The sequence below is a fragment of the Arthrobacter sp. CAN_A214 genome, from assembly GCF_015751955.1.
GTDB lineage: Bacteria > Actinomycetota > Actinomycetes > Actinomycetales > Micrococcaceae > Arthrobacter_D.
This window is the reverse complement of the sequence record NZ_JADOUU010000002.1, coordinates 111722-131392: the sequence shown is the minus strand read 5'-3', so window position 1 is coordinate 131392 and position 19671 is coordinate 111722. Positions and strand designations below refer to the sequence as shown.

At 67.2% G+C, this 19671-nt stretch carries 17 protein-coding genes and 1 riboswitch; of the genes, 9 read left to right on the top strand and 8 right to left on the bottom strand.

Features of this window, described 5'->3' with window-relative positions; all coding sequences use genetic code 11:
• The first annotated feature begins 51 nt into the window (after positions 1–51).
• Positions 52–1305, top strand: a complete 1254-nt coding sequence (locus tag IWX65_RS02440; RefSeq protein ID WP_196880878.1) for an MFS transporter — start codon at positions 52–54, stop codon at positions 1303–1305.
• 19 nt (positions 1306–1324) lie between these two features.
• On the opposite strand, the gene smc is transcribed toward IWX65_RS02440, so the two are convergent.
• Entirely contained in the window at positions 1325–4984 is a 3660-nt protein-coding gene (gene smc / locus IWX65_RS02435) for a chromosome segregation protein SMC (RefSeq protein WP_196880877.1), read from the bottom strand.
• Positions 4985–5207: 223 nt separating this feature from the next.
• Between smc and IWX65_RS02430 the strand changes: the two genes are divergently transcribed.
• The 3 genes from IWX65_RS02430 to IWX65_RS02420 are packed head-to-tail and all read left to right on the top strand — an operon-like array spanning position 5208 to position 9834.
• Positions 5208–6233: a 3-oxoacyl-ACP synthase III gene (locus IWX65_RS02430; RefSeq protein WP_196822085.1), complete on the top strand. Its 1026-nt coding sequence runs from the start codon at positions 5208–5210 to the stop codon at positions 6231–6233.
• Positions 6227–8869 (top strand): alpha/beta fold hydrolase, encoded by a 2643-nt coding sequence (locus IWX65_RS02425; protein WP_196880876.1) that lies wholly within the window; start codon positions 6227–6229, stop codon positions 8867–8869. The genes IWX65_RS02430 and IWX65_RS02425 overlap by 7 nt, the downstream gene beginning before the upstream one ends.
• Positions 8866–9834 carry an NAD-dependent epimerase/dehydratase family protein gene (locus IWX65_RS02420; RefSeq protein ID WP_196880875.1) on the top strand — a complete coding sequence of 323 codons (969 nt, stop codon included), beginning with the start codon at positions 8866–8868 and terminating at the stop codon, positions 9832–9834. The genes IWX65_RS02425 and IWX65_RS02420 overlap by 4 nt, the downstream gene beginning before the upstream one ends.
• 116 nt (positions 9835–9950) lie before the next feature.
• On the opposite strand, the gene IWX65_RS02415 is transcribed toward IWX65_RS02420, so the two are convergent.
• The 6 genes from IWX65_RS02415 to coaD all read right to left on the bottom strand — a co-directional run bounded on the left by IWX65_RS02415 (position 9951) and on the right by coaD (position 14727).
• The gene (locus tag IWX65_RS02415; RefSeq protein ID WP_196880874.1) at positions 9951–10799 is read right to left on the bottom strand and encodes a LysM peptidoglycan-binding domain-containing protein; all 849 of its coding nucleotides are present in this window, start codon (positions 10797–10799) and stop codon (positions 9951–9953) included.
• Between the two features lie 3 nt (positions 10800–10802).
• Positions 10803–11012, bottom strand: a riboswitch (cyclic di-AMP (ydaO/yuaA leader).
• A gap of 163 nt (positions 11013–11175) precedes the next feature.
• Entirely contained in the window at positions 11176–12147 is a 972-nt protein-coding gene (gene mutM / locus IWX65_RS02410; RefSeq protein ID WP_196880873.1) for a bifunctional DNA-formamidopyrimidine glycosylase/DNA-(apurinic or apyrimidinic site) lyase, read from the bottom strand.
• Between the two features lie 6 nt (positions 12148–12153).
• Complete coding sequence (gene rnc / locus IWX65_RS02405) at positions 12154–12855, bottom strand: ribonuclease III (RefSeq protein ID WP_196880872.1); 702 nt, start codon at positions 12853–12855, stop codon at positions 12154–12156.
• Positions 12856–12928: 73 nt separating this feature from the next.
• Positions 12929–13132 carry a 50S ribosomal protein L32 gene (gene rpmF / locus IWX65_RS02400; RefSeq protein WP_026532986.1) on the bottom strand — a complete coding sequence of 68 codons (204 nt, stop codon included), beginning with the start codon at positions 13130–13132 and terminating at the stop codon, positions 12929–12931.
• Positions 13133–13134: 2 nt separating this feature from the next.
• On the bottom strand, positions 13135–13659 hold the full coding sequence (locus tag IWX65_RS02395) for a YceD family protein (protein WP_442858965.1): 525 nt from the start codon (positions 13657–13659) through the stop codon (positions 13135–13137).
• A gap of 585 nt (positions 13660–14244) precedes the next feature.
• Positions 14245–14727, bottom strand: a complete 483-nt coding sequence (gene coaD / locus IWX65_RS02390) for a pantetheine-phosphate adenylyltransferase (RefSeq protein WP_196880871.1) — start codon at positions 14725–14727, stop codon at positions 14245–14247.
• Positions 14728–14797: 70 nt separating this feature from the next.
• Between coaD and IWX65_RS02385 the strand changes: the two genes are divergently transcribed.
• The 5 genes from IWX65_RS02385 (at position 14798) to IWX65_RS02365 (ending at position 18934) form a co-directional block, all read left to right on the top strand.
• Complete coding sequence (locus IWX65_RS02385) at positions 14798–16036, top strand: aminotransferase class I/II-fold pyridoxal phosphate-dependent enzyme (RefSeq protein WP_196880870.1); 1239 nt, start codon at positions 14798–14800, stop codon at positions 16034–16036.
• On the top strand, positions 16033–16836 hold the full coding sequence (locus IWX65_RS02380; RefSeq protein WP_196880869.1) for a spermidine synthase: 804 nt from the start codon (positions 16033–16035) through the stop codon (positions 16834–16836). Before IWX65_RS02385 ends, IWX65_RS02380 begins: the two co-directional genes overlap by 4 nt.
• A gap of 124 nt (positions 16837–16960) precedes the next feature.
• Positions 16961–17218 carry a hypothetical protein gene (locus IWX65_RS02375; protein WP_196880868.1) on the top strand — a complete coding sequence of 86 codons (258 nt, stop codon included), beginning with the start codon at positions 16961–16963 and terminating at the stop codon, positions 17216–17218.
• Positions 17219–17429: 211 nt separating this feature from the next.
• Positions 17430–18047 (top strand): hypothetical protein, encoded by a 618-nt coding sequence (locus IWX65_RS02370; RefSeq protein WP_196880867.1) that lies wholly within the window; start codon positions 17430–17432, stop codon positions 18045–18047.
• Positions 18048–18151: 104 nt separating this feature from the next.
• Positions 18152–18934: a YcnI family copper-binding membrane protein gene (locus IWX65_RS02365; RefSeq protein ID WP_196880866.1), complete on the top strand. Its 783-nt coding sequence runs from the start codon at positions 18152–18154 to the stop codon at positions 18932–18934.
• A 120-nt stretch (positions 18935–19054) separates the two neighbouring features.
• Here IWX65_RS02365 and rsmD read toward each other — a convergent pair whose 3' ends face one another.
• Entirely contained in the window at positions 19055–19627 is a 573-nt protein-coding gene (rsmD, locus tag IWX65_RS02360; RefSeq protein ID WP_196880865.1) for a 16S rRNA (guanine(966)-N(2))-methyltransferase RsmD, read from the bottom strand.
• Positions 19628–19671: the final 44 nt, after the last annotated feature.

Here is a 19671-nt window from a genome sequence, read left to right as displayed (position 1 = left end):
CACACCGCCCGATTAAGGAACCCCTGCCGGTAGTGAAAGACTTTGCTCACTATGATTCGAATCCCCCGCCTGCAAAAGCGCCGCCGCACGACGGATTCGAGCGCCGTCCAGTGCATTCCCCGGGAGATTCGGGTCCTGATCGCCGCCGCCTTCGTGATCGCCATCGGCTTCGGCCTCGTGGCGCCCGTGCTGCCCCAGTTCGCCCAGAGTTTCGACGTCGGCGTGACCGCTTCCTCGGTGATCGTGAGCGCCTTCGCCTTCACACGGCTGGTCTTCGCGCCGGCCGGCGGGCACCTGATCGAGCGGCTCGGGGAACGGCCGGTGTACATCCTGGGGTTGCTGATCGTCGCGCTGTCCACCGCGGCGTGCGCGTTCGCGGGAAACTACTGGCAGCTGCTGGTCTTCCGCGGCCTCGGCGGGATCGGATCCACGATGTTCACCGTTTCGGCGATGGGCCTGATCGTGCGCCTCGCACCGCCGGGGATCCGGGGACGGGTCTCGAGTGCCTATGCGTCGGCGTTCCTCCTCGGCAGTATCGGCGGCCCCCTGATGGGAGGCCTGCTCGCGGGGTACGGCCTTCGCGTGCCGTTCCTGGTCTACGCAGGTGCCCTGCTCGTGGCGTCCGCCGTCGTGTTCTTCCAGCTCAAGGACACTCCGCTGGGAGACCGGAAGAAGGCCGCCCCGCTGCCCGTGCTGTCAATGCGCGAGGCCTACGGCGATTCGGCGTACCGTGCCGCCCTGGTCTCGAGCTTCGCCAACGGCTGGTCCTCCTTCGGGGTGCGCATGGCGCTCGTCCCGCTGTTCGCGACGGCGGTCCTCGGCGCAGGCCCGGAAATCGCGGGCATCTCCCTGGCGTGCTTCGCAGCGGGCACCGCCCTTGCGCTGACCTTCTCAGGACGGCTGGCGGATTCCTGGGGACGGCGGCCTCTGGTGCTGCTGGGCCTCGCAGTGAACGGCGCTGCCATGGTGGCGCTCGGCTTCAGCGGCAGCGTGCCGGTGTTCCTCGCGGTCTGTGCCATCGGCGGCCTGGGTACCGGGCTCCTCAATCCGGCGCAGCAGGCGGCGGTCGCCGATGTCGTCGGGAACGGCCGCAGTGGTGGGAAGGTACTGGCGGGATTCCAGATGAGCTCGGACCTCGGTGCCATCCTGGGACCGGTGCTGGCCGGCCTGATCGTCGACTACTTCGTCTTCGGATCCTTCGGCATGGCGTTCTCGATCTCCGGCCTGCTCGCCGCGTGGGCCGGCCTCCTGTGGCTGAAGGCCCGGGAGACCCTTCCGGCTCAGGACGCCGGGGAAACCGCGTAGCCCGGGACCCGCTGTCGCTTCAGGCCTCGACGAGCCGCTGGCTGATCACGGTGGACACGCCGTCGCCTCTCATCGTGACCCCGTAGAGGGCGTCCGCCACCTCCATGGTGCGCTTCTGGTGCGTGATGATGATCAGTTGGCTCGATTCCCGGAGCTCCTCGAGGATGCTGATCAGTCGCCCGAGGTTGGTGTCGTCGAGCGCCGCCTCCACCTCGTCCATCACATAGAACGGCGACGGCCGTGCCTTGAAGATCGCGATGAGCAGGGCGATGGCGGTCAGCGAACGCTCACCGCCGGACAGCAGCGAGAGCCGCTTGATCTTCTTCCCGGCGGGCCTCGCCTCGACCTCGATGCCGGTGGTGAGCAGGTCCGAGGGGTCCGCCAACACCAGCCGTCCCTCACCACCCGGGAAGAGCCTGGCGAAGACGCGCTCGAACTGCACCGCTGTGTCCTCGAACGCGGTGGTGAAGACCTGCTCCACGCGTTCGTCGACCTCGCGGATGATGTCCAGCAGGTCCTTCCGCGTGGCCTTCAGGTCAGCCAGCTGCGAGCTGAGGAACTGGTGGCGCTCCTCGAGTGCTGCGAATTCCTCGAGGGCCAGCGGGTTGACCCTGCCCAGCGCCGACAGGTCGCGCTGTGCTTTCCGCAGGCGCTTCTCCTGTTCCTCCCGAACGAAGGGAATGCCCTGCGGCAGGACCTTGCCCTCCCCGTCCACCGGAGCACGCAGCTCGGCCCACTTGTCGGCGCTCGCCGTCAGTGAGGGCACGGGCAGGTGGGGGCCGTATTCGGCCAGGAGGTGCTCGGGGGTGAGGCCCAGTTCCTCGATGGAGCGGTTCTCGAGGGCTTCGATGCGCAGCCGCTGCTCAGCGCGGGCCAGTTCGTCCCGGTGCACCGAGTCGGTGAGGCGTGCAAGTTCGGCGGCGAAGTCGTCATTCGTGGTGCGGATGCCCGCCAGCTCGATGTCCCTCGTGGCCCGTACCTCTTCCGCGGCGTCGCGCTGCCTTGCTGCCTCATCCAGGGACACCGCAAGGAACTGGAGCACCCGGTGGGCAGCACGTGCCACGGCGAGCGCTTTGTCCGCCTGCACCTGCTGGAGCCGTGCGCGTTCGGCGGCCTGCCGCCTCGCCTGGTGCTCGGCGGCAGCAGCCCGTTCGAGGGACGCTGCCCGGTTGGCCAGCGCACTCAGCCGCTCCTCGGCACTGCGCAGCTGAAGGCGCGCTTCCATCTCGGCGGAGCGCGCCTGCACCGCGGCCGCGTTGAGCCGGTCCCGGTCCGAAGTGGACGGTTCGGCTTCCTCGGGAAGGTTCTGGACGGCGGCGAGCCTTCCGACGGCCTGCCCCAGTTTCTCCTCCTCGACCGCGAGGTTCGCCTCGGCAGCCGCTGCCAGCTGGGCAAGGCGGTTCGTTTCACCCACCGCGGACCGCAACGACGCACCGAGATGCCCGAGCCGCTCGGCGACCGCCGCATGGCGCGCGTCCGATTCGTGGAGACGCTGGAGGGCCGAATCAGCGCGTTCCTGTGCTGCCTGCCGCTCCCCCTCGGCGCCGGCACGTCGAAACCTTGTCTGCTCGAGGCGGGCAGTGGTGTCGGCGAGCCGCGCGGCGGTGTCGTCGACGGCGGCCCGCACCTCGAGGACGCCGGGCGCGCCGGGGTTACCGCCGCGGGCGTGATGGCGGGAGACGACGTCACCATTCCGGGTCACGACTGCCACCGGGACCGGACTGCCATCCCGGAACCTGTCCCGACTCTGATCCCGATTCCGATTCGGCCCTGCACCCTGCAGGACGGCCTGCGCTGCATCGAGGTCCTCCACCATGACGATTCCGTCCAGCAGGGCCGCCAGCGGAGCCGTCAGTTCCCCGCTGCACTCGAGAAGGGACATTGCGGGCCGGACGTTCTGCTCCTCGAGGAGAGCCGATGGTCGGTCCCCCGCTGGTGCGCCCTGTTCCCCGATGCCCTGTTCTCCGGAGCCCTGGATGACGAGCACCACCTGCCCGGCGTCGTCGTGCTTCATCCGCAGCAGCGCCGCCGTCGCCGCGGCACCGTCCCGCACCACGACGGCGTCGGCCACCGCGGCGAGCGCTGCAGATACTGCGCTCTCCCACCCCGGAGCGATGCGGAGGGACTCGGCGAGGGGACCGAGAACGCCGTCGAGCCCCGCATCGAGCAGCATCTGCGAGCCGTCGCGCCGCTTCAGGCCCTCCTTCAGCACCTCGAGCCGTGCGGCGAGGGCACCCCGCTCTCGATCCGCGGTCCGCTCTTCGCCGGCAATGGCCGTTATCGCCTCCTGAATGGCCTCAAGCGCTGCGGAGGCCTTCTCGTAGTCGGCGTCGAGCCCCTCCTCCCCCTGCTCCACGCCTGCCACCTGCGTCTCGAGTGCGGTGAATTCCTGGCCGGCGGCCTGCCTGCGCTCGCCGGCGGCTGCGATCGAGCTGTGGAGCCGGCCCAGCTCGGCGACTGCGGCTTCGACGCGCGATCTCGCCGCCCCCACCGAACCGGCCAGCCGTGCCGCGCCTTCCCTCCGGTCGGCTGCCGCACGTAGCAGCGAGGCAAGGCGCTTCTCCTCTGCTGTTGCCGAATCCTCGGCGGACCTGCGATGCCCGACGGCGGTATCCAGCGCGGTGCGAAACCCGTCGACCTGCCCGGCGAGCGTGCGCTCCTCGCTGCGCACACGTTCCGCCGAACGCCCGAGTTCAGAGGGGTCGCGGCCTGTGTCGGCACTGGTGTCGGGGCTGCCCAACAGTCGTCGTCGTTCCTCGGCCACTGTTTCCAGGGAACGAATCCGCTCGCGGGAGGAGGACAGTGCGTACCAGGCGTCCCGCAGCGCGTTGAGGGTGGGGGTGGCAGCCGCGGCGAGTTGCTCGAGTTCGGCCTGGCGTGCCCTGCCTGCCTGCAGACGTTGCTCGACTTCCGCCCGGCGCTCCCGGAGCGCCGTTTCGTCGGCTTCCTCCGTGGCGAGGGCTTCGGTGAGGCGGGAGAGGTCGTCGGCGAGGAGCCGGGCGCGCGCGTCGCGGACCTCGAACTGGACCTGCTGTGCACGCCGTGCCACCTCGGCCTGTTTGCCCAGCGGGGTCAACTGCTGGCGAAGCTCCCCGGTGAGGTCGGTGAGCCGGGTCAGGTTGGCCTGCATCGCGTCCAGCTTGCGCACCGTCTTTTCACGCCGCCTCCGGTGCTTGAGGATGCCGGCTGCCTCCTCGATGAAACCCCGGCGTTCCTCGGCCGTCGCGGAAAGCACGCGGTCGAGCTGTCCCTGTCCCACGATGACGTGCATCTCGCGGCCCATGCCGGTATCCGACAGAAGTTCCTGGATGTCAAGGAGCCTGCAGCTTTTCGAGTTGATCGCGTATTCCGAACCGCCGGCCCGGAACAGCGTCCGGGAGATGGTGACCTCGGAATACTCGATGGGCAGCGCGCCGTCGGCATTGTCGATGGTCAGCGATACCTGCGCACGGCCGAGCGGCGCCCTGCCCGAGGTCCCGGCGAAAATCACGTCCTCCATCTTTCCGCCGCGGAGGGTTTTCGCTCCCTGTTCACCCATCACCCAGGCGAGGGCGTCGACCACGTTGGACTTTCCCGAACCGTTCGGACCCACAACAGCGGTGACGCCCGGTTCGAAGTCGAAAGTCGTCGCGGAAGCGAAAGACTTGAAGCCTCGCACGGTTAGACTCTTTAAATGCACAGTGGTCAGGCTCTCCAGAGGGGTTGGGTCTTTCAAATCTACTGGGTTGGGCGGACCCGGGCGTGCATCCCCTACAGTTCTGTGGACAAACAAGTGTGACCAGCGCAGAAATTAAGAAGTAGGCTTAGCAAAAGGTTCGACAGAATCCCAGAGCTCCTTGGCCGGATCCCCCGCGGACTCCAGTGGCCGCCAATGGTGCTGAACAGTTGACGAGGCAGGAAATTTGACCGGTAACGCGACGTTCCGACATGACAACACGGCTTTGCTGGCCGTCACGAGCGTGGAGGCGCCGGTAGTCGTCACTTCCGCAGAGTTTGACGAACGGCTGGCGCCGAGCCTCAAACGGCTTCGGCTGTCCAAGCGCCTCCTGGAGAGAGTTGCCGGAGTTACCGAACGGCGCTGGTGGTCACCCGGATCGGATTTCGACGACGCCGCCATCGAGGCGGGAGCGAAGGCCATGGCCGAGGCGGGGATCGAGCCGAGCCAGGTGGGACTACTGATCAACACCTCGGTGACGCGCCGGAACCTCGAGCCCTCGGTTGCCGTCAAGATCCACCACACCCTGGGCCTGCCGTCGTCGGCCATGAACTTCGACCTTGCGAACGCCTGCCTCGGGTTCGTCAACGGCATCACCCTTGCCGCCAACATGATCGACTCGGGCCAGATCAAATACGCCCTGATCGTGGCCGGCGAGGATGCCCAGAGCACCCAGGAAGCTACCTTCAAGCGCCTCAACCGGCCGGATTCCACCCGCCAGGACTTCCTCAGCGAGTTCGCCACCCTGACACTTGGTTCAGGTGCGGCCGCCGCCGTGATCGGCCCGGCCGACGAGCATCCCGGCTCCCACCGCATCCTGGGTGGCGTCTCACGTGCGGGAACCCAGCACCATGAGCTGTGCGTCGGTGGCATCGACGGCATGTACACCGACACCAAGGGACTGCTCGACGGCGGGCTGGAGCTCGTGGTGACCGCCTGGCACGAGGCGCAGGCCGACGGCTGGAAGTGGGACGCCATGGACCGCTACGTCACCCACCAGGTGTCCAACTCCTACACCAACGCCATCATCAAGGCGGTCGACCTCGTCCGCGAGCGCGTCCCCATCACGTTCCCCCACTGGGGGAACGTCGGCCCCGCGTCCCTGCCGATGACCCTCGCGCAGGAGGCGCAGTCGCTCTCGCCGGGTGACCGCGTACTCTGCCTCGGCGTCGGATCCGGTCTCAACACCTCGATGATGGAGATTGCGTGGTAGCACTGCCCGGGGTCGACCCGGCGTGGTCGACCTATTCCGACGTGCCCTCCACCTCGGCGGCGGACAACCCGGGAACGGTCAACTCGTGGCACTACCTGGACAACGGGCCCCAGCTCTCCGAAGCCGGAACCGCCGTGCGGGGTACCCTGCTGTGTGTCCACGGCAATCCCACCTGGTCCTATCTGTGGCGCACCCTACTGGCCCGGGGTGTTTCCGAGGGCTGGCGGGTGGTCGCGGTCGACCAGCTCGACATGGGCTTCTCCCGCCGCACCCGGACGTTCCGCCGGCTCGCCGACCGGGTGACCGACCTCGAGGATTTCGCCGCAGCACTCTCCCTCGAGGGACCGCTTGTCACCGTAGGCCATGACTGGGGTGGCGTGGTGAGCCTCGGGTACGCGCACCGCAACCGGTCGCACCTCGCCGGCGTCGTCCTCACGAACACCGCCATCCATCAGGAGCCGAAGCAGCCCATCCCCTCCCTGCTGCGTCTGGCCCTCCTGCCCGGAATGCACCGCCTCGGAACGCAGACAACGTCGGCCTTCCTCGACGTCACGCATGCCCTTGCACGCCCGAAGCTCCCACGCGACGTCCATGCCGCCTTCCGCGCGCCCTACCGGACACGCGCCGACCGCGCAGGTATTGCCAACTTCGTTTCGGACATCCCCGCGGCGCCCTCCCACCCCAGCTACGCGACTCTGACCGGCATCGCCGAGGGCATCCGCACCCTCGACGTGCCGTCCCTGATGGTGTGGGGTCCTCGAGACCCCATTTTCACCGATACCTACCTCGAGGACCTCACCCGGCGGCTCCCCTCCGCCGACGTGCACCGGTTCGAGGACGCCGGCCACCTCCTCCAGGAGGACGCGGATGTTGCAGGAACGATCTTCAGCTGGCTCGACGAACGCTTCCCTCCCGCATCCCGGGAAGGTACGGCTTCGACCCCGCCCCTTGCGACCCCTTCCCATACCTTCCTGTGGCACCATTTGCAGGAGCGCTCGACGGGGGCTGAGCAGGGCTCGCTCGCCGTGGCGGAGATGGGCAGGAACGGCATCCGGCGTTCGCTGTCGTGGCGGGAACTGGCCGACGACGTCGCCGCCGTGGCGGCCGGCCTGGCCGGCCTCGGAGTGGGCTCCGAAAGCCGCGTCAGCCTGATGGTCCCCCCCGGCGTGGACCTGACCGTGCTGATCTACGCCTGCCTGCGGATCGGCGCCATCATCGTGGTCGCCGACGCGGGCCTCGGAACGAAGGGCCTGTCGCGCGCGGTGAAGGGCAGCGTGCCCGACGTCGTCATCGGCATCGAGCGCGCGCTCCTGGCGGCGAGACTCTTCGGCTGGCCCGGACGGCGGATCAGCGTTGGAACCCTCGCGGGCGGGAAGCGTGCCCTGCGGGTCGAGTCATCCCTTGAAACACTGCGTACCACTCCCCCGGGAACCTTCGAAAATCCTGACCCCGACGCCGATGCCGCCATCCTCTTCACCTCCGGTTCCACCGGACCGGCCAAGGGCGTGGTGTACACCCACCGGCAGCTCTCCGGCATGCGCGACACCGTCGGCGGGACCTTCGGGCTCGGTCCGGGAGGTGCCCTTGTTGCAGGTTTTGCGCCGTTCGCCCTGCTGGGACCGGCACTCGGGGGCGCCTCCGTCACCCCGGACATGGAGGTCACCGCGCCCAGGACCCTCACGGCACAGGCGCTGGCCGACGCCGCCCGGGCCATCGATGCCACTGCCGTCTTCGCAGCCCCGGCTGCCCTGCGCAACCTCGTCGCGACGAAGGACAACCTGACCCCTTCCGGCACAGAGGCCCTGGGCAAGGTCACCACCGTCCTTTCGGCCGGAGCGCCGGTTCCGGCACTCCTCCTCGAGCAGGTGCAGGAACTGCTGCCCGCCGCGTCCCTGCACACGCCGTACGGCATGACCGAGGCGCTGCCCGTCTCGAACATCGACCTCGAAGGGATCCGGGCCGCCGAGGCGGATGCCGCCGGCACGATGCCCGGCGCGGGAAACGGAGTGTGCGTGGGCCGTGCAGTCCAGGGAGCACGGCTTGCCGTGAGCGCGCTGTCCGACGACGGCGTCCCCGACGGCACTCCCACCACGGAGCCAGGCGTCACCGGTGAGATCCTGGTGGACGCACCCCACGTCAAGAGCCGGTACTATCGCCTGTGGCGTACCGAGGGAGCCTCCTCCCGCACCGCCCCCTGGCACCGCACCGGCGATGTCGGCCATTTCGACGGAGCAGGCCGGCTGTGGGTGGAAGGCCGGCTCGGCCATATCATCACGACTCCGGGCGCAGTGCTGACTCCGGTCGGCCTCGAGCAGGCCCTTGAAAAGCTCGAGGGTGTTCGCCTCGCCGCCGTCGTGGGAGTGGGGCCGACGGGCACGCAGGCGATCGTGGCCGTCGTCGAACCCGTTCCCGCGCCCGGCAGGAACCGCAGGCGAAGCCGGAAGCCAGTACTCGCCGATTCCGTGCTGACCGAACGCGCCCGGAACATGGCGCGGACGGCCGGTATCGAACTGGCGGCAGTCCTGACGGTGCCGGGACTGCCCGTGGACATCCGCCACAACGCGAAGATCGACCGCACCGAAGTGGCGAAGTGGGCCGGCGCGGTGCTTGCGGGCAGCGGTTCCCGAATCCCGTGAAAATACTCGTCACCGGAGCAAGCGGGATGCTCGGCGGCGCCGTTGCAGCCCTGCTGGTCACGGCCGGTGAGTCGGTGCGCACTCTGCAACGGCGCCCCTCTGGGCTATCCGGAGTCACTGACTTCGAGAGATCACTGACGGACCGGGCAGCACTGGGCCAGGCCGTCGACGGCATGGACGCCGTGATCCACCTCGCGGCGAAGGTCTCGTTCACGGGACCCCGCTCCGATTTCGAGGCCGTCAACGTCGAAGGCACGCGGAATCTGCTCGAGGCGGCCCGCCGGGCAGGTGTGCACGACGTCGTCTACGTGTCCTCGCCGTCGGTCGCCCATGCTGGGCAACCGATCGTGGGCCTGGGAGCGACGACGGCGGAGCCTGCCACAGCGCGCGGCGAGTATGCCCGGTCGAAGGCGCGTGCGGAACTGCTTGCGCTCGGGATGTCCGCTCCGGAGTTTCGGGTTGCAGCGGTGCGTCCGCATATCGTGTGGGGTCCCGGCGATACCCAGCTCGTGGAGCGGGTCATCGCCCGCGCTCGGGCGGGGCGCCTGCCGATCATCGCCGGGGGTACTGCGCTGATCGACACCACGTATGTGGACAACGCGGCGTCGGCAATCGTTGCCTGCCTGCGAAGGATCGACTCCATGCAGGGCCGCGCGGTGGTGGTCACCAACGGTGAGCCGCGTCCCGTCCGTGAGCTGATCGCTGGAATGTGCCGGGCCGGAGGCGTGGAACCACCTCGATGGAATGTCCCCGGTGCGCTCGCTCGGATTGCCGGTTCCGTCGTCGAACGGGTGTGGACCGCGGCAGGAGCAACCGACGAACCTCCCATGACCCGGTTCCTCGCCGAGCAGCTGTCCACCGCGCACTGGTTCGACCAGCGCGAGACCCGGGCACTGCTCCATTGGAAGCCTGCGGTCTCCATCGACCAGGGCCTGCAGAAGCTCGAGGAGTTCTACCGGCGCTGAGCGCAGCCGGTCGCAGAGGCCCACACGGGCAGCACATCAAACAGTAAGGACCGGCAGACGAATCTGCCGGTCCTTACTGATGTCCCATTGGGAGAGCCGAAGCCCGAGAGGTAATGCTAGCTCACGCGGATGTAGACGCCACCGGAGCCGAGCTCGGCGGGTGCGATCATGGTCTGGCCGCCGTTGAAGCCACCGTGTACTGCCTCGCCACCACCGATGTAGACAGCGATGTGAGGTACACCGGCGCCGCCGTTGGTGTAATAGATGAGATCGCCGGGAATTGCTGCGCCGGCACTGACCTGGGTGCCGAGGCTGAGGTAGCCGGCTGGCCAGTCGTGGAAATTGATCCCGGCAGCTGCGAGGGAGTTCGTCACGAGCATGGTGCAGTCCTGACCCCGGCCGAGCTGGGCCTTCGCTGCTGCAGCGATGGTGGCTGCTTTCGAGCTCGCAGGTGCCGTCGAAGCTGCGCCGATCGGGGTGATGCCGCCCGACTGGAGCGAGACGCCGGTGTTCGCAGCGACGAAGTTCATGGCAGGAGCCGCGGCGGGAACAGCAGCCGGTGCTGCCACGGGAGCGGGAGCAGTGAATGCTGCAGCCTGCACCTGGGGTGCTGCTACAACGGCTGCGCCACCCGAGAGGGCGATGCTCTGGCCCGGGTAGATGATCGATGAGCCGTTGAGGCCGTTGGCCGCGAAGACTGCGCTGAGACTGACACCGTGAGCCGAAGCGATGCTTCCGAGGGTGTCACCCGACTGGACGGTGTAGGAGCCTGCTGCTGCAGCCTGGGCTGCTGGGGCAACTGCACTGGCCGAAGCGGGAAGTGCTGCGCCGAGCAGGATGCCTGAAGCTGCAACTACTACAGCTGCGGGACGACCCGCTGCTGATACCGCACGTGTTGCGGATTTGAAGTGGTTGGTGCGCTCGGGGGTTGCCCTGTGGCGCGCGGCATGACGATTCTTGGACATGGATGTGCCTCTCCCAATGCCTACGAAGTTAGCTGTCGGGTTCGGGTGGGACACCCGGACACAGGTCTCGGAACGCATCCCGTGTGGATGTGTTCCGTCTGCGTCTTTACCCCTAGGGCTTTCCAGAGAAAGCCCGCTATCGGTTCCCCCGCCCCTGTCGGATGTGTACGAACGGTTCCTTCGGTCACCGACAGGGTTAGGCAGTCTGACCAAGGGCGCCAGTCCCTTTGGACCGGCGCGCTCTAAAGATTACCCAATGAACACGGTATTGTCACATTTGGATCACAGCGGTGTTTGAGGGCTTGCGGAAACCCGCAGCGTACCTATGGATTACCTCAGTTTCAGCGCAACTTGTCCCGCAGATCTACCCGTTGACTTACTGGTGGGAGCGCGGTTTCGGCTGGCAACGGGGGCAGCTGAAGGAAGAACGGTTCATGAAGATGTCCCGCCTGATCAGGGACTCCCTACCTGTTCGTGCACACCGTCGGCAGGGCCGGCCTGTCCGCCCGTACGCCTCGAGGGAGCGTTCGAAGTACCCGGAGGCTCCATTGACGTTGACGTAGAGGGAATCGAAGCTCGTGCCTCCGGCGTCGAGCGCGCGGGTCATGACGTCCCGGCAGGCGCCCACGAGCCGGAGGGCCTCGGATCTGCGGAGAGTATCGGTGGCGCGCGCATAGTGCAGCTTCGCTGCCCACAGGGCTTCGTCGGCGTAGATGTTGCCGATCCCGGAGATCAGCCCCTGGTCCAGCAGTGCTCTCTTGATCCCCGACCGGCGGACGCGGACGCGCGAGAAGAAGTCCTCGAAGGAGAAGGCGGGGTCCAGAGGATCCCGGGCAATGTGGGAGGCTTCCCGAGGAATCAGGGGAAGTCCGCTGCTCCCCAGGCCACCGGCCTTGCCGTCAGCTGTGGCCTGCAGGGACGTGACGAACATTCCGCCGAAGATGCGCTGGTCGATGAAGCGCAATTCGCGCGGGAGGCTTTTGCCGTCGTCGTCCGTGGCGTTGGACAGGCTGAGCCTGACCTTGAGGTGTTTTTCGTCAGGCGCGCCGGAGTCCTCGATAAGCAGCTGGCCGCTCATGCCGAGGTGCGCCATGAGTGCCACCGGTGATTCGCCGTCCACCGGCTCGGCGTCCGGCGAAAGCCCGCCCAGGGGCATCCAGAGGAATTTCCCGCGGCGGACCACATCGGTGACCCGGTAGCCGGCAAGGTTGCTCCGAAAGTCCTCCGGCCCCAGCGCGTGGCGCCTCAGCGACCGCGGATCGAGAACCTCGACGTCGTCGATGGTCCGCCCCGTCACCCAGCGGACGAGGCCGCGCCGGACCACCTCGACTTCGGGCAGCTCAGGCAATCCGGCCTACTTGCTGTCGGCGAGGCTTGCGGATCCGAGGAGCATGCTGAGGGAGGCCTCCGCCGCAGCCTGCTCGGCTTCCTTCTTCGAATTGCCGGTCCCCGCACCGTAGGGCGTGCCGCCGATCACCAGCAGCGCCTCGAAGGAACGCGCGTGATCGGGCCCGGTGCCCGTCACCCGGTAGTCGATGACGCCGAGCCGTCTGGCGGCCGCGAGTTCCTGGATCCGCGTCTTCCAGTCGGTGCCTTCACCGAGCACGTCCGAGTCCTGCAGCAGTGGCGCGATGAGCCGCATCACCATGGCCCGTGCAGTTTCGATGCCCTGGCTGAGGTACACCGCGCCGATCACCGCTTCCATGGTGTCCGCGAGTATGGACGGCTTGTCGCGCCCGTTCGTCAGTTTTTCGCCCTGGCCGAGAAGGATGTACCGGCCGAGATCCAGGCCGCGCGCCACACCCGCGAGGGCGCGCGTACTGACGACCGCGGACCTCCGCTTGGCGAGGTCTCCCTCGGACAGATCAGGGTTCTCCCGGTACAGGGCATCCGTAACGGCCAGACCGAGCACCGAGTCCCCCAGGAACTCGAGCCGCTCATTGGTGGGAATGCCGCCCTTCTCATACGCATAGGAGCGATGGGTCAGGGCAAGACGAAGCGTCCCGGCATCGATGTCGACGCCGAGACGCTGGGTCAGTTCTTCTGTATCAGCCACGTTCACTTACGCTTCCGCATAAGGCGCGATCAGCAGCCAGGGCCGAAGGGCCTTCCGCCGCCGCGATCCGTTATTAGACGTCGGCTACCTTGCGGCCCTTGTACTCAAGGAACAGCGGGGTACCGGCGGAGTCAGAAACGACCTTGGCCTGGTGGGAAAGGCTGTAGGTTACGCGGCCGTTCTCCACGGTCTTCACCAGTTTGGGGGCGGTTGCCTTCCACTGGGACCTGCGTGCACGTGTATTCGCGCGGGACATTTTCCGCTTTGGAACAGCCACGACTAACTCTCTTCTCTCTCGTCCGACTCTTTACGTGATGCCGCATCATTCTCAGCGGCGGTGCCGGCCAGCCCCGAAAGGGCGGACCAGCGAGGATCCAAAATCTCGTGATGGTGATCGGGATTGTCATTCAGCTGCACACCGCATTCGGCACACAGACCCTGGCAGTCCTCCCGGCACACCGGCTGGAACGGCAGCGAGGTAACCACTGCGTCCCTCAGCACCGGCTCCAGGTTGATCGCGTCATTCTCGACCCGGTGCTGTTCCTCTTCCTCTTCCGCCGACAGCGACTCGGAGTCGCTGTAGTAGAAGAGCTCCTGGATGTCCACATCGCTGTCGAAGCGGAGGGGTTCCAGGCACCGGCCGCACTCGCCGGTAACTTCGACGTCTGCGGTTCCCGACACGAGGATTCCCTCGTGGACTGCTTCAAGGCGTAAGTTCAGGTCCATCGCGGAACCTTCCTGTACACCGATCAGCGCCACTGAAAAATCCTTCGGCGCGGGAACATGTTCTTCGATTGTCCGCATACTGCCCGGGCTGCGCCCGAGCTCTCTGACACTGAATGTCAAAGGCGAACTGAGATCGCTTTTAATGGTGACTCCTGTAGAACATATGACCGACGTATCATCTTAGCCTGAGTTGTCGGCCCAACCCAAAACGCACGGGCGGTGCCGCAGTTCTCAGCCGGCGTGGAAGGTCCCCGCGTAGGCTCGGCCGTGTGACACGTCCAGACCCGCCGAGCGCGACGAGCGGTCGGCTCGGGCGCTCAGTCCGGCCGGCACTGGGAATCCTCCTGACTGCCAGTACCCTCCCAAATCTGTTCCACCCCCGAACCCCTGACGACGCGCGGCGAAGCCAGGTCGGTCGCGCGGCTCGCCCAGGACAACGGCTGGAAAAGAGTCCTTGTCGTTCCGTCCCGCTACCATGCCGTGCAATCGCTCACCAATCTTGAGCAGTGCTCGGACTCCGCATTTCTTCTGGTGCCGACCGCACCGGACCTGGGTCCCGTGGAATGGTTCTTCCGGTTCGTCGAGGAATCCGTGGGTCTGGCGGCGGCCCATCTGCGGCCTGCCTGTGCCTCCCCTATCTGAACGTAGCCAGTACGTGTCCGCTCAGGCGGCGCCGTCGTCTGCTGTCAGCCGCCTCGACACCGCTTCCGGAACGAACTGCCCGATGTCCCCACCGAGGGACTGCACTTCCTTCAGAAGGGTGGAGGACAAGTGCAGGTAGTTGCTCTCGCCCGGGATGAAGACGGTCTCGACGCCGGTCAGCTGTCGGTTCATGATGGCCATCGGCAGCTCGTACTCGAAATCGCGGCCGGTTCGGAGTCCCTTGACGACCACCCCGGCACTCTGCTCCCTGCAGAAATCAGCGAGGAGCCCGCTGCCCATCGGAACCACCGAGATGTTTGGCCGGGAGGTGAAGGTTTCGCGCGCGATGGCCAGACGCTCGTCGAGGGCGAACCGGTACTTCTTCGAATAGTTCGTCGAAACCGCCACCACCACCTCATCGAAGAGGCCGGCTGCCCGGGTGATCACCTCCACGTGGCCATTGTGCAGGGGGTCGAAGGATCCGGGGCAGACGGCACGTCGCATCCTCCTAACCTACCCACCTCACAGAACGGTCCTCCACTCCGATGCGCCGATTGCGGTAATACTTTAAGTCATGACGCTCCTCCCGCGCAGCCCCGGCACCTCCCGCTCCGCAGCCCCGGAACCGTGGGAACGCACCGCCCGCGGCGCCAACCTGCTCGCCGAGGGAGGCGATCTGGGAGTCACCATCTTCGAGGAGATCACCGGGCTGGCACTGCAGCACGGCGCGATCAACCTCGGGCAGGGCTTCCCTGACGAGGACGGCCCCGCCGAGATCCTCGACGCCGCCCGGGCTGCGATCAGCAACGGCGAGAACCAGTACGCGCCCGGCAAGGGACAGCCGGTGCTCCGAACAGCGATCGCCCGGCACCAGGAGAGGTTCTACGGCCTCACCCCCGACGCCGAGACCGACATCATCGTCAGCACCGGGGCCACTGAGACCATCGCCTCGGCGATTCTCGCCTTCGCCGGGCCGGGCGACGAAGTGCTCACCTTCGAGCCTTTCTACGATTCCTACGGAGCCGTGATCGGCCTGTCAGGGGCCACGCACACCACGGCTCCGCTGATCGCTCCGGAATGGCAACCGGACCTCGCGTCCCTCGAGGATTCCTTCAGCGAGCGCACCCGGGTGGTGGTCCTCAACAATCCGCACAACCCCATGGGCATTGTGTTCAGCCGGGAAGCGCTTGAGAAGGTAGTGGAGCTAGCCACCAGGTACGACGCCTTGATCGTCACCGACGAGGTCTACGAACACCTCACCTTCGGTGTTCCCCATCTCCCCATCGCCACCCTTCCCGGCGCGCTGGAGCGCACCCTGACCATCTCGTCAGCGGGTAAGACTTTCTCCCTCACCGGCTGGAAGATCGGCTGGCTCAGCGGCCCCGCTGACCTCGTGGCCCGCGTGCGCACGGTGAAATCCTTCCTCACCTACAGCTCGGGCTCCCCTTTCCAGGGAGCCGTCGCCCTGGGCCTCGGGCTCCCCGACGAATTCTTCACCTCCGTCGCAGAGACGCTCCGCCGCAAACGGGACCTCCTGACGGAGGGCCTGCTGAGCGCGGGCCTTACCGTCAACCAGCCGCAGGGCGGTTACTTCGTCACGGCCGACACCTCGGCCATCGGTATCACCGACGCCGTCGCCTTCGCACGACGGCTCCCAGAGCTGGCGGGCGTGGCGGCCATCCCGGTGCCGGTGTTCTGCCACCCCGACGGCGCGGTACGGACGCGCTCCCTGCTGCGGTTCGCTTTCTGCAAGAAGTTCGATGTCCTGGAGGAGGCGGCCTCCCGCCTTTCCGCCCTGCAGGGAAAGCTGTGAGTCCTGCCTCCGTACCCACCCGATGGCTTGCGGCTGCCGGAACCGTAGCCGAGATCGACGAGGACGCCTTTATTGAAGGCGCGCTGATCCTCAGCATCGGAGGCGCACAGCAGTCACACGTGAACCTGCGTGCGCCGGACCAGGTGTTCTACGAGTACCTTCGCCGGATCGCCAATGTGCTGGACCTCCTGCGCCCACCGGGCGAACCCCTGAAGGTGCTCCACCTCGGCGCCGGCGCCCTGACACTGGTCCGTTATGTCGAGGCAACCCGTCCCGGCTCCGAACAGACGGCAGTGGAATTCGAACGCGAACTCCTTGACTTCGTCCTCCAGTACATGCCGCTGACCCCTGGAACGCAGTGCGAACTCATCCTCGACGACGCCCGTGCGGCAGTCGGCACAATGGCGCCTGAAAGCTTCGACGCCGTCGTGCTTGACATCTTCGCCGGCGCCGATGCTCCGGCCCACCTGGCCAATTCGGCCTTCTATGGCGAACTGCTGAGGGCGGTCGGGCCGGACGGCGTGGTGCTGGTCAATGTGGGCGATGACCCTCCCCTGGCCTTCGCGCGGCACCAGAGCAGGGAGCTCTCGAGCGTTGCGGCCGACGGCGCCGCGCTCGCGGATCGCGGAATGTTCTCGGGGAAGCACCCCGGCAACGTCGTCCTCGCCGCGACGAACAGGGATTGGCCTGCCGTTTGGACGGACCGGCTCCTCGCTGCGGGTCCGCACCCGGCCGCGGTGCTGACCGGTATGGACCTGGAAATCTTCCAAAGAGACGCCTGGGAGCTGGGGCCGAGATAGTGGCAGGAACCACTTCTGAATGGTTTGATTGGACAAGCGGCCATCGCCGCTGCCATCGGAATTCTGGTGCCTGCACGAGCAGGTGAAGCGGTTCCGGTGACGGGTCGAAGTAGAGGGGTTACCTATGAATAGATCGAGCTGCCTGACGCCGGATGACGAGTTTCCGGAAGACCTCACCGTCCTCGACAGCACTGAAGTGGAAGTTCTCAACAGCAAGGTCCACCGGGAACTGGACGTCGAATACGTCGAGTACGGACTCCCTGATCCTGAAACGGAGGCACGTCTGGCCGAACTGACGGAAGAGCTCGACCGCCGGGATGACCAAACAGCCGGAGCGCAGACTCCGGTCCTGATCGCGGACAACCGGGCAGCAAGCCTCTAACCGGGAACAAGCCCCCTGCAGGGACGGTCAGGACATCAGGGTCAAGGAGCGGCTCCGATGTCAGCCCCAGAATCATCAGCCCATCGGGCAATCCGATCCGCGGCACACCGCGAATAACCAGCGGTCACTCCCGAGGATCATCTCCTGGCAGTAACCTGATAGGGATCCACTCACCGGGTCCGGCATCCATCAGCCACCCTCAGGAGGTTCCGTGTCCACTCCGGGACTTCCCCATTTTCTCCGCAGCACCACCGTGTCGTCGATCATCCTGTGTCTGGGAATCGGGTCCCACGTCCTTGCCGGGGGCACCCTTCCCGCACTGCCGATCCTGCTGCTGATGGGCGCACTGCTTCTTCTTCCGGTTGCCGCGCTCACCACACGACGCCGCCCCAGCGCCTCGCTTGCCGCCCTGATGGGTGGGGGGCAGCTCGCCCTCCATGAAGGGTTGAGCGCATTCTCCTCCGCCGCAGTCTGCTCCAGCGGACCCGTGCACACGGGCCACTACGGAGCAGCACCCATCAGCTGCCGGACGTCGGCGGCCGCTCCGATCCATGCCGACGAGCCCACCGTGCTGCTGATGCTCCTTGTCCACCTCCTCGCCACCGCAGTGCTGGTCCTGATGCTGGCCCGCGGCGAAGCGGCACTGGGGCTGTTGTGCGCCTGGCTCCGGCCGCTGTCGCAGCGCCTGGCTCCCGCCGTCGTCGTTCCCGTTCCGCGCATCAGCACGGTGTCGCGCTCCGTGTTCATCCCCCTGCCCCGGCACTATGCGGCCGTACCCGCGCTCCGTGGGCCGCCGCTGCGTTCCTTTCCGCGCGCACTGCCGATCTGAGGACACCGGTCCGGGATGGGGTGTGCAGCGGGCGTTCCCTGCACCCACCCATCATTCGCGCGCTCAGCCTCCTGGAGCTGTGCCGCACCCGGAAAGGCAATCCCATGAATTCGAATACCCCAGCCCGACGCGTCCTCTCGACCTGCGCTGTCGGCATCACCACCGTCGGCCTGCTGGCCCTCGGCGTCGGCGCGGCCTCGGCACACGTCTCGGTGGCTCCGGCCTCCACCACCGAGGACAGCTACTCGCAGCTCACGTTCAGCGTCCCCAACGAGTCGGAGACGGCAGGCACCAACAAGCTCGAGGTCCAGCTCCCCACCGAAACGCCGTTCACGTCGGTGCGCGTCAAGCCGATCGAGGGTTGGACCGCCGAGGTGGTCTCGGGTGATCTGCCCGAGCCCGTCACCACGCCCGACGGCGCCACCGTCACCGTCGCGCCGCTGTCGGTGGTGTGGACCGCCGAAGCGGGAGCCGAGATCTCGCAGCAGGAGTACCAGACGTTCGCCATCTCCGTAGGGCGCCTGCCCGAGTCGGGAACCGTCGTCACCCTTCCCACAGTGCAGTCCTACACGGACGGCTCCGTCCGCGCGTGGGACGAGCCGGCGGTGGAGGGTGGGGAGGAACCGGAAAGCCCCGCCCCGGCCTTCACCACGACGACGGCGGCAGAGGGAGAGGGCGACCATGGGGGCACGGCGGCGGCACCCGCCGCAGCGGCAGGCACCGAAGAGGAAGCAGCCGACGGAGACAGCACCGAAACCGTCAGCTCCGAACCGGCAGCATCCACCGTGCCGGGCGCATCGAACGCCGCAGGCTGGGCCGGCCTGGTAGCCGGACTCCTCGGACTTGCGGCGGGCGTCACTGCGCTCGTTCGGACCCGCCGGGCATAGCGGACCCGCCGGGATTAGCCTGCGGCCGCGCCTGACGGACCCGCCGGGCCTCACGAACCCGGCGCTCCGTCGTCGGGGCTGGAACGCCGACCCGATTCCTGCGTTCGGCAGGCCTGGTGGTCAGTGGGCTGACGGCTCCGCGAACCACAGCCGCGTCTCGCCGTACTTCTTGTCGCCGAACCGCTCCAGCCCCTCGGGCCAGTGCGGTTCGGCGGAACGCGAGGAGCGCTCCAGAACCACGACGGCGCCCGGCGAAAGGCGCGGGACGAGGGCCGCGAGGATCTCGATCAGCGGCGTCTCTTCGAAGTCGTAGGGCGGATCAAGGAAGACGAGGTCCCATTTCAGGTCGTCCGCCGCACGGGTGAGGTAGGTCTCCACCTTGGCACGGTGCACCCGCGCGGCGGTCCACCCGAGAACTTTGTTCACCACGTCGGCGTTTTTCTGAACCACAGCGGCGGCCTTGTCCGCCGACTCCACGAGGTCCACGGTGGCCGCTCCCCGACTGGCGCTCTCGACGCCGAGCGAGCCTGAGCCGGCGAAAAGGTCGAGAACGTGCGCGCCGTGCACCACGTTGTAGGCATCGAGCCTCGAGAACAACGCTTCCTTGACGCGGTCGGTGGTAGGGCGAGTTCCTGATCCCGGAACGCTCGTCAGGGTAGTGCCGCCGGCAGCCCCGGCAATGATGCGCGTCATCCTCCCACTGTATCGGGGAGGAGCCTGCCGTATCGCGGAGGAGC